Annotated in this window: 16 protein-coding genes; all 16 read left to right on the top strand. The window is 63.4% G+C overall.

Features of this window, described 5'->3' with window-relative positions; all coding sequences use genetic code 11:
- Nucleotides 1–49 precede the first annotated feature (49 nt).
- The 16 genes from rpsC (at nucleotide 50) to rpsM (ending at nucleotide 8035) form a co-directional block, all read left to right on the top strand.
- Nucleotides 50–784 (top strand): 30S ribosomal protein S3, encoded by a 735-nt coding sequence (gene rpsC, locus VFE83_RS17960; RefSeq protein ID WP_005415414.1) that lies wholly within the window; start codon nucleotides 50–52, stop codon nucleotides 782–784.
- A gap of 5 nt (nucleotides 785–789) precedes the next feature.
- A complete protein-coding gene (rplP, locus tag VFE83_RS17955) occupies nucleotides 790–1203 on the top strand; it encodes a 50S ribosomal protein L16 (RefSeq protein WP_004154486.1) in 414 nt (137 codons plus the stop codon).
- On the top strand, nucleotides 1203–1388 hold the full coding sequence (rpmC, locus tag VFE83_RS17950; protein WP_004154487.1) for a 50S ribosomal protein L29: 186 nt from the start codon (nucleotides 1203–1205) through the stop codon (nucleotides 1386–1388). Before rplP ends, rpmC begins: the two co-directional genes overlap by 1 nt.
- A gap of 11 nt (nucleotides 1389–1399) precedes the next feature.
- On the top strand, nucleotides 1400–1669 hold the full coding sequence (rpsQ, locus tag VFE83_RS17945; protein WP_004154489.1) for a 30S ribosomal protein S17: 270 nt from the start codon (nucleotides 1400–1402) through the stop codon (nucleotides 1667–1669).
- A gap of 12 nt (nucleotides 1670–1681) precedes the next feature.
- A complete protein-coding gene (gene rplN / locus VFE83_RS17940) occupies nucleotides 1682–2050 on the top strand; it encodes a 50S ribosomal protein L14 (RefSeq protein WP_010483978.1) in 369 nt (122 codons plus the stop codon).
- A gap of 16 nt (nucleotides 2051–2066) precedes the next feature.
- Nucleotides 2067–2384 (top strand): 50S ribosomal protein L24, encoded by a 318-nt coding sequence (gene rplX, locus VFE83_RS17935; protein ID WP_004154490.1) that lies wholly within the window; start codon nucleotides 2067–2069, stop codon nucleotides 2382–2384.
- 11 nt (nucleotides 2385–2395) lie between these two features.
- Complete coding sequence (gene rplE / locus VFE83_RS17930) at nucleotides 2396–2938, top strand: 50S ribosomal protein L5 (RefSeq protein WP_324908690.1); 543 nt, start codon at nucleotides 2396–2398, stop codon at nucleotides 2936–2938.
- Between the two features lie 15 nt (nucleotides 2939–2953).
- A complete protein-coding gene (gene rpsN / locus VFE83_RS17925) occupies nucleotides 2954–3259 on the top strand; it encodes a 30S ribosomal protein S14 (RefSeq protein WP_115843859.1) in 306 nt (101 codons plus the stop codon).
- A 158-nt stretch (nucleotides 3260–3417) separates the two neighbouring features.
- Nucleotides 3418–3816: a 30S ribosomal protein S8 gene (gene rpsH / locus VFE83_RS17920; protein WP_216959658.1), complete on the top strand. Its 399-nt coding sequence runs from the start codon at nucleotides 3418–3420 to the stop codon at nucleotides 3814–3816.
- A gap of 13 nt (nucleotides 3817–3829) precedes the next feature.
- Complete coding sequence (rplF, locus tag VFE83_RS17915; protein WP_324908686.1) at nucleotides 3830–4357, top strand: 50S ribosomal protein L6; 528 nt, start codon at nucleotides 3830–3832, stop codon at nucleotides 4355–4357.
- Nucleotides 4358–4385: 28 nt separating this feature from the next.
- Nucleotides 4386–4739, top strand: a complete 354-nt coding sequence (gene rplR, locus VFE83_RS17910; RefSeq protein ID WP_324908684.1) for a 50S ribosomal protein L18 — start codon at nucleotides 4386–4388, stop codon at nucleotides 4737–4739.
- A 160-nt stretch (nucleotides 4740–4899) separates the two neighbouring features.
- On the top strand, nucleotides 4900–5442 hold the full coding sequence (gene rpsE, locus VFE83_RS17905; protein ID WP_324908681.1) for a 30S ribosomal protein S5: 543 nt from the start codon (nucleotides 4900–4902) through the stop codon (nucleotides 5440–5442).
- Nucleotides 5435–5635, top strand: coding sequence for a 50S ribosomal protein L30 (gene rpmD / locus VFE83_RS17900; RefSeq protein ID WP_324908680.1), 201 nt, complete (start codon nucleotides 5435–5437; stop codon nucleotides 5633–5635). The genes rpsE and rpmD overlap by 8 nt, the downstream gene beginning before the upstream one ends.
- On the top strand, nucleotides 5635–6078 hold the full coding sequence (gene rplO, locus VFE83_RS17895) for a 50S ribosomal protein L15 (RefSeq protein ID WP_324908695.1): 444 nt from the start codon (nucleotides 5635–5637) through the stop codon (nucleotides 6076–6078). Before rpmD ends, rplO begins: the two co-directional genes overlap by 1 nt.
- Nucleotides 6079–6085: 7 nt before the next feature.
- The gene (secY, locus tag VFE83_RS17890) at nucleotides 6086–7447 is read left to right on the top strand and encodes a preprotein translocase subunit SecY (protein ID WP_324908678.1); all 1362 of its coding nucleotides are present in this window, start codon (nucleotides 6086–6088) and stop codon (nucleotides 7445–7447) included.
- Between the two features lie 231 nt (nucleotides 7448–7678).
- Nucleotides 7679–8035: a 30S ribosomal protein S13 gene (rpsM, locus tag VFE83_RS17885; protein WP_324908676.1), complete on the top strand. Its 357-nt coding sequence runs from the start codon at nucleotides 7679–7681 to the stop codon at nucleotides 8033–8035.
- Nucleotides 8036–8044 lie beyond the last annotated feature (9 nt).

Genomic DNA, 8044 nt, shown 5'->3' with positions numbered 1-8044 from the left:
CATCACTGTGGTTGTGGGCGCCGCCAAGTAAGCGGATAAGGAAAAGACCATGGGTCATAAAGTTCATCCGATTGGTATCCGCCTCGGCATTTCCAAGGACTGGAACTCCAAGTGGTACGCCAACAAGGCCGAGTTCGCCGGTTACCTGGCAGCCGACCTGAAAGTGCGCGACATGCTGCGCAAGAAGCTGGCCCAGGCCGGCATCAGCAAGATCCTGATCGAGCGTCCGGCCAAGACCGCTCGCGTGACGATCCACACCGCCCGTCCGGGCGTGGTGATCGGCAAGCGCGGTGAGGACATCGAGAAGCTGCGCAAGGAAGTGAGCGAGATGATGGGCGTCCCGGCGCACATCAACGTCACCGAAGTGCGCAAGCCGGAACTGGACGCGCAGCTCGTTGCCGAGTCGATCGCCCAGCAGCTGGAGCGTCGCATCATGTTCCGCCGTGCAATGAAGCGCTCGGTCGGCAACGCGATGCGCCTGGGTGCCCTGGGCATCAAGGTCAACGTCGGTGGCCGCCTCAACGGTGCAGAAATCGCCCGTTCGGAGTGGTACCGCGAAGGCCGCGTGCCGCTGCACACCCTGCGTGCCGACATCGACTATGGCTTCGCTGAAGCCAAGACGACCTACGGCATCATCGGCATCAAGGTCTGGATCTACAAGGGCGAGGTCTTCGATTTCTCCCAGGTTGGCCAGGAAAAGCAGGACGACACTCCGTCGCGCAACGATCGTCACGATCGCGGCGACCGTGGTGACCGTCAGCGCCCGGCCCGTGAAGCGAGGTAACGACAATGTTGCAACCCAAGCGAACCAAGTACCGCAAGGTACACAAGGGCCGTAACGATGGCCTGAGCTGGAGCGCCAACGCTGTCAGCTTCGGCGAATACGGCCTGAAGGCAACCGCACACGGTCAGCTGACCGCGCGCCAGATCGAAGCGGCCCGCCGCTCGATCAGCCGCTACGTCAAGCGCGGCGGCAAGATGTGGATCCGCGTGTTCCCCGACAAGCCCATCACCAAGAAGCCCATCGAAGTCCGAATGGGTTCGGGTAAGGGTAACGTGGAATACTGGGTGGCCCAGATCCAGCCCGGCCGCATGATCTATGAAATCGAGGGTGTTTCCGAGGAAGTGGCTCGCGAGGCGTTCCGCCTGGCCGCCGCCAAGCTCTCGGTCACCACCACTTTCGTGACCCGTACGGTGCGCTGATGGATATCAAAACTCTCCGTGAAAAGTCGGCTGACGAACTCAAGGCCCACCTGATCGACCTGCGTAAGGAACAGTTCTCTGTCCGTATGCAGCAGGTCACCGGCCAGCTGCCGAAGACCCACGACATTCGCCGGGTCCGTCGCGAGATTGCTCGCGTCAAGACCCTGCTCGGCAGCACGAAGTAAGGATGGCCGCTATGAGCGACAATACTGAAAAGAAGACGCTGCGCACGGTCGAAGGCCGTGTCGTCAGCAACAAGATGGACAAGACGGTTACCGTCCTGGTTGAGCGTCAGGTCAAGCACGCGCTGTACGGCAAGTACATCAAGCGCTCTACCAAGCTGCACGCCCACGATGCCGACAACGCCTGCAAGGAAGGCGATGTCGTCCGCGTGACCGAGATTGCTCCGATGTCCAAGACCAAGAACTGGCGCGTGGTGGAAGTCATCACGCGTGCGGCTGAATAAGGAGTCTGAATCATGATCCAGATGCAGAGCTACCTTGACGTCGCGGACAATTCGGGTGCCAAGCAGGTGATGTGCTTCAAGGTGCTGGGTGGTTCCAAGCGCCGTTACGCCGGCATCGGCGACATCATCAAGGTCACCGTGAAGGATGCGATTCCGCGCGGCAAGGTCAAGAAGGGTGAAGTGTATGACGCCGTCGTGGTGCGTACCCGCAAGGGTGTGCGTCGCGCCGACGGTTCGCTGATCCGCTTCGACGGCAACGCTGCCGTCCTGCTGAACAACAAGCAGGAGCCGATCGGTACCCGTATCTTCGGGCCGGTGACCCGTGAACTTCGTTCGGAGAAGTTCATGAAGATCGTCTCGCTCGCTCCCGAAGTGCTGTGAGCGACAGGAGATAATCATGGCTAACCGTATCAAGAAGGGCGACCAGGTTGTCGTCAACGCTGGCAAGGACAAGGGCAAGCAGGGCGAAGTCGTCCGCGTCGACGGCGACCGTGTGGTCGTCGCCAACGTGAACATCGTCAAGCGCCACACCAAGCCGAACCCGCAGGCAGGTGTTGCCGGCGGCGTGGTCGAGCGCGAAGCTTCGATCCATATCTCCAACGTGAACGTTCTGAACCCGGCTTCGGGCAAGGGTGAACGCGTTGGCTTCAAGGTGCTGGAGGATGGACGCAAACTGCGTGTGTTCCGCTCCAGCGGTGAGGCGCTCGACGCCTGAGGAATGTGAAGATGACTTCCCGTCTCGAAAAGATCTACAAGGAAGAAGTGGTGCCGGCGCTGATGAAGCAGTTCGGCTACACCAATCCGATGGAAGTACCGAAGCTCGTCAAGGTCACCCTGAACATGGGTGTCGGCGAGGCTGCCACCAACAAGAAGATCCTGGAAAACGCCGTCGCGGACATGACCAAGATTTCCGGCCAGAAGCCGGTTGTCACCAAGTCGCGTATCTCGGTCGCGTCGTTCAAGATCCGTGATGGTTGGCCGATCGGCTGCAAGACCACGCTGCGTCGCCACAAGATGTACGAGTTCCTGGACCGCCTGATCAACATCTCGCTGCCGCGCGTGCGCGACTTCCGTGGTGTTTCCGGTCGTTCCTTCGACGGCCGCGGCAACTTCAACATGGGTGTGAAGGAACAGATCATCTTCCCGGAAATCGACTTCGACGCCGTCGACGCGATCCGCGGCATGGACATCGCGATCACCACGACCGCGAAGACCGACGCCGAGGCCAAGGCCCTGCTGGAAGCCTTCCGCTTCCCGTTCCGCAACTAACTCGAGGATTGAACAATGGCTAAGACCTCCATGGTCAACCGCGAGATCAAGCGGGCGAAGCTGGCCAAGCAGCACGGCGCCAAGCGCGAAGCGCTGAAGAAGATCATCTCCAGCCAGACCGCCTCGTACGAGGAGAAGCTGGACGCCGTGACCAAGCTGCAGAAGCTGCCGCGCGACTCCTCGCCGAGCCGCCAGCGCAACCGCTGCGAGCTGTCGGGCCGCCCGCGTGGCGTCTACCGCAAGTTCGGCCTGGGCCGCAACATGCTGCGCAAGGCGACCATGAACGGCGACGTCCCGGGTCTGCGCAAGGCCAGCTGGTAACACCGGGCGCCGGCAAGTCTGCTAGACTTGCCGGCTCGCTCGCGTCAGGCCTCGGCCGGCAGGGCGGGGCGCCGACGGGAACTTCCGGTTCCTGGTTCGGCACATACAACTGAATTCGCAATTCCGCGGATATCGGTGCTACTCATAGGTGCATATTCATGAGCATGACTGATCCCATTGCCGACATGCTGGTCCGCATCAAGAATGCGGCGGCTGTCCGGAAGCAGACGGTGAAGATGCCGTCTTCGAAGATCAAGGTGGCCATCGCCAAGGTCCTGAAGGACGAAGGCTACATCCTGGACTCCCGCGTGACCGACGTCGGCGCCGGCAAGTCCGAACTCGAAATCTCGCTGAAGTACTACGAAGGCAAGCCGGTGATCGAGCGTCTCGAGCGCTTCTCCCGTTCGGGCCTGCGCCAGTACCGCGGCAAGGCAGAGCTGCCGAAGGTCCTCAACGGCCTCGGCATCGCCATCATCTCCACCTCGAAGGGCATCATGACCGACGCGCAGGCGCGCCAGCAGGGCGTCGGCGGTGAAGTCCTGTGCTTCGTGGCCTAAGGGAGGAATAGACATGTCCCGAGTTGCCAAGAAGCCGGTCGCCCTGCCGAAGGGCGTCGAGCTCAACATCCAGGCCGAGTCCATCAGTGCCAAGGGCCCGAAGGGCACCCTGAGCATCGCCAAGCCGGCCGCCATCAACCTCGTCGTCGACAACGGCCAGGCCACGTTTTCCACCGAGGACGTCGCGCTGATCCCGCTGACCGGCACGCTGCGCGCCATCCTGGCCAACATGGTCAAGGGTGTCTCCGAAGGCTTCGAGCGCAAGCTCGAGCTGGTCGGCGTCGGTTACCGCGCGTCGATGCAGGGCAAGGACCTGAACCTGGCGCTGGGTTTCTCGCACCCGGTGCTGCTGCCGGCTCCGGAAGGCATCACCATCGCCACGCCGTCGCAGACGGAAGTCGTGGTCACCGGTGCCGACAAGCAGGCCGTCGGTGAGTTCGCCGCCAAGATCCGCGCCGTCCGTCCGCCGGAACCCTACAAGGGCAAGGGCGTGAAGTACGCCGGCGAAGTCATCATCCGCAAGGAAGCCAAGAAGGCCTAATCGGTCCTTCAGCTTTCGGAGAACGCACATGAACAAGAACATCGCCCGCCTGCGCCGCGCCAAGTCGACCCGCGCGCACATCCGCGAACTCGGCGTGCCGCGCCTGTCGGTGCTGCGCACCGGCCAGCACCTGTACGCCCAGGTCTTCACCGCCGACGGTTCCAAGGTCCTGGCTGCCGCCTCGACCGTGCAGGCCGACGTCAAGGAAGGCCTGAAGAACGGCAAGAACGCCGATGCCGCCGCCAAGGTCGGTCGCATGATCGCCGAGAAGGCCAAGGCTGCCGGCGTCGAGAAGGTCGCCTTCGACCGCTCGGGCTACCGGTACCACGGCCGCATCAAGGCGCTGGCCGACGCCGCGCGTGAAGGCGGTCTGCAGTTCTGATGCCTTGAAGGCGTGGGGCTCCGTCCCCACGCCAGGTTTCGCTCTGCCGGCGCGGAAGGCGCCGGACGCGCTCACGGGTTCCCGTGTTCGCGGTCCACCCGCGGTACATCACAACGATAAGCGGCATAGCCGCAAATCCCTCAACTACCGAGCTATCGAAATGGCAGAAGAACAACGTGCACCGCGGGGTCGTGATCGCGACCGCAACCGCGAAGAGATCGACGACGGCATGATCGAGAAGCTGATCGCGGTCAACCGCGTCAGCAAGACCGTCAAGGGTGGCCGCCAGTTCACCTTCACCGCGCTGACGGTGGTGGGCGACGGCAACGGCAAGGTCGGCTTCGGTTACGGCAAGGCGCGCGAAGTGCCGGTCGCGATCCAGAAGTCGATGGAGTACGCCCGCAAGTCGATGGCGAACGTCGACCTGAACAACGGCACCCTGTGGCACTCGGTCAAGGCCGGTCACGGCGCAGCCCGCGTGTTCATGCAGCCCGCTTCCGAAGGTACCGGCGTCATTGCCGGCGGCGCGATGCGCGCCGTGCTGGAAGCCGTGGGCGTCAAGAACGTGCTGGCTAAGGCCGTCGGTTCGCGCAACCCGATCAACCTGGTTCGCGCCACCCTGAAGGGCCTGACCGACATGCAGTCGCCGGCCAGGATCGCGGCCAAGCGCGGCAAGAAGGTGGAGGATCTGATCAATGGCTAAGAAGCAAGCCGTCAACGGCGGCACCGTCAAGGTGCGCCTGGTCAAGGGTCTGCGTGGCACCCAGTCGCGTCACCGTCTGTCGGTGCGTGCGCTGGGCCTGAACAAGCTCAACGACGTGCGTGAACTGAAGGACAGCCCGCAGGTGCGTGGCCTGATCAATCAGCTGCACTACCTCGTCCGAGTCGAGGAGTAATCAAGATGCGTCTCAACACTCTGCAACCCGCCGACGGCGCCCGCAAGGAGCGCACCCGCGTCGGCCGCGGTATCGGTTCGGGCCTGGGCAAGACTGCCGGCCGCGGCCACAAGGGTTCGTTCGCGCGCGCGGGCAAGGGCAAGATCAAGGCTGGCTTCGAAGGCGGTCAGATGCCCATGCAGCGTCGCCTGCCGAAGATCGGCTTCCGCTCGAAGCTCGCCAAGGACACGGCCGAAGTGCTGCTGTACCAGCTGGACAAGCTCGACGCAGGTGATGTCGACTTCGCCACGCTGAAGGCTGCCAAGCTGGTGCCGAGCACCGCCAAGCAGGCCAAGATCGTCAAGAAGGGCGAGCTCACCAAGAAGTTCGTGCTGAAGGGCGTGGCGGCCACGGCCGGTGCCAAGGCCGCGATCGAAGCGGCCGGCGGCAAGGTCGAGGAGTAATCGACGGATGGCGCGCAGCGGTAGCAACGCAGTGGCCGGCCTCGGCGGACTCGGTAAGTTCACCGAGCTCCGCCAGCGTCTGCTGTTCGTGGTCGGCGCCCTCATCGTCTACCGCATCGGTTGCTATATCCCGGTGCCGGGCGTCAATCCGCAGGCGATGCTCCAGCTGATGGAGACGCAGAAGGGCACCATCGTGGACATGTTCAACATGTTCTCCGGTGGCGCCCTGCATCGGTTCAGCCTGTTTGCGCTGAACGTGATGCCGTACATCTCGTCGTCGATCATCGTGCAGTTGCTGGTGCAGATCGTGCCCAGCCTGAAGGCCATCCAGAAGGAAGGCGAATCGGGCCGGCGCAAGATCAACCAGTGGTCGCGCATGGGTGCGATCCCACTGGCCGTGTTCCAGGCTTGGGGTATCGCCACGGCATTGCAGGCCGGTGGCGCCAGCCAGGGCATTCCGGTGGTCTACAACCCGGGCCCGGGCTTCATCCTGACCGCGGTGATCGCCCTCACGGCGGGCACCATGTTCCTGATGTGGCTGGGCGAGCAGGTGACCGAGCGCGGCATCGGCAACGGCGTTTCGCTGATCATCTTCGCGGGTATCGTGGCCGGCCTGCCGGCGGCGGTCATCGGCATGTTCGAGCAGATCCGCAACGGCGACATGGGCGCCCTGACCGCCATCGCGGTCGTCGTCATCGTGCTGGGCTTCACCTACCTGGTGGTGTTCGTCGAGCGCGGCCAACGCCGGATCACGGTGAACTACGCACGCCGCCAGGGTGGCCGCAGCGCGTACATGAACCAGTCGTCGTTCCTGCCGCTGAAGCTCAACATGTCGGGCGTGATCCCGGCGATCTTCGCCTCGAGCATCGTGATGTTCCCGGCGACGGCCGCCAACTGGTTCAGCCAGGGCAATTCGGGGTCGTTCCTGCACCGCGTCAGCCAGTGGCTGAACCCCGGTGAGCCGCTGCACATGATCCTGTACGCAGGTCTGATCGTCGGTTTCGCGTTCTTCTACACCGCCCTGGTGTTCAACTCGCAGGAAACCGCCGACAACCTCAAGAAGTCAGGTGCGCTGATTCCGGGCATCCGCCCGGGCAAGGCCACCGCCGACTATATCGACGGTGTGCTGACCCGCCTGACGGCGGCCGGCGCGATCTATCTGGTGCTGGTGTGCCTCCTGCCGGAGGTCATGCGCACCGAAATGGGCACCTCGTTCTACTTCGGTGGCACCTCGCTGCTGATCGTGGTCGTGGTTGTCATGGATTTCATCGCCCAGATCCAGGCTCATCTGATGTCCCATCAGTACGAGAGCCTGCTGAAGAAGGCGAACTTGAAGGGCGGCTCGCGCGGCGGTCTCGCGCGCGGGTGAATCCGGACCTTTCGCGCGCCAGAGTAGCGCGCGGGGCCGGGCAGGGCGGTTCATCGCATTGCCTGGCCAGTCCGGTTTCGTCGCCGGAGCATGGGCACACTCCCCATGCCGGGCACTGCCGCGTCCCAGACGCGGCAGGGCTTCCTATTGACCCGAGACCTTGTTAAAATTTCCAGTTCACTCCGCCGGGATTAATCCGTCCTGGCCGCCAAATCAGTTGGAGATCGCGTTATGGCGCGTATTGCGGGCGTCAATCTGCCTGCCCAGAAGCATGTCTGGGTCGGGCTGCAAAGCATCTACGGCATCGGCCGTACCCGTTCCAAGAAGGTCTGCGAGGCTGCTGGCGTTACCGCCACGACCAAGATCCGTGACCTGTCCGAGCCGGAAGTCGAGCGCCTGCGCGCGGAAGTCGGCAAGTACGTGGTCGAGGGTGACCTCCGCCGCGAGGTCGGCATCGCCATCAAGCGTCTGATGGACCTGGGCTGCTACCGCGGCCTGCGTCATCGTCGCGGCCTGCCGCTGCGTGGCCAGCGTACCCGTACCAATGCACGTACCCGCAAGGGTCCGCGCAAGGCCATCAAGAAGTAAGGGACACAG

Source organism: Lysobacter sp. (genome assembly GCF_035655815.1).
Lineage (GTDB): Bacteria > Pseudomonadota > Gammaproteobacteria > Xanthomonadales > Xanthomonadaceae > Lysobacter_J.
The sequence above is the reverse complement of the archived record's forward strand: the minus strand, read 5'-3'. Positions and strand labels throughout refer to the sequence as shown.

Bases quoted from the DNA above. Each gene is read 5' to 3' on its own strand.
- rpsC (WP_005415414.1), top strand. From the start codon at position 50: ATGGGTCATAAAGTTCATCCGATTGGTATCCGCCTCGGCATTTCCAAG.
- rplP (WP_004154486.1), top strand. From the start codon at position 790: ATGTTGCAACCCAAGCGAACCAAGTACCGCAAGGTACACAAGGGCCGT.
- rpmC (WP_004154487.1), top strand. From the start codon at position 1,203: ATGGATATCAAAACTCTCCGTGAAAAGTCGGCTGACGAACTCAAGGCC.
- rpsQ (WP_004154489.1), top strand. From the start codon at position 1,400: ATGAGCGACAATACTGAAAAGAAGACGCTGCGCACGGTCGAAGGCCGT.
- rplN (WP_010483978.1), top strand. From the start codon at position 1,682: ATGATCCAGATGCAGAGCTACCTTGACGTCGCGGACAATTCGGGTGCC.
- rplX (WP_004154490.1), top strand. From the start codon at position 2,067: ATGGCTAACCGTATCAAGAAGGGCGACCAGGTTGTCGTCAACGCTGGC.
- rplE (WP_324908690.1), top strand. From the start codon at position 2,396: ATGACTTCCCGTCTCGAAAAGATCTACAAGGAAGAAGTGGTGCCGGCG.
- rpsN (WP_115843859.1), top strand. From the start codon at position 2,954: ATGGCTAAGACCTCCATGGTCAACCGCGAGATCAAGCGGGCGAAGCTG.
- rpsH (WP_216959658.1), top strand. From the start codon at position 3,418: ATGAGCATGACTGATCCCATTGCCGACATGCTGGTCCGCATCAAGAAT.
- rplF (WP_324908686.1), top strand. From the start codon at position 3,830: ATGTCCCGAGTTGCCAAGAAGCCGGTCGCCCTGCCGAAGGGCGTCGAG.
- rplR (WP_324908684.1), top strand. From the start codon at position 4,386: ATGAACAAGAACATCGCCCGCCTGCGCCGCGCCAAGTCGACCCGCGCG.
- rpsE (WP_324908681.1), top strand. From the start codon at position 4,900: ATGGCAGAAGAACAACGTGCACCGCGGGGTCGTGATCGCGACCGCAAC.
- rpmD (WP_324908680.1), top strand. From the start codon at position 5,435: ATGGCTAAGAAGCAAGCCGTCAACGGCGGCACCGTCAAGGTGCGCCTG.
- secY (WP_324908678.1), top strand. From the start codon at position 6,086: ATGGCGCGCAGCGGTAGCAACGCAGTGGCCGGCCTCGGCGGACTCGGT.
- rpsM (WP_324908676.1), top strand. From the start codon at position 7,679: ATGGCGCGTATTGCGGGCGTCAATCTGCCTGCCCAGAAGCATGTCTGG.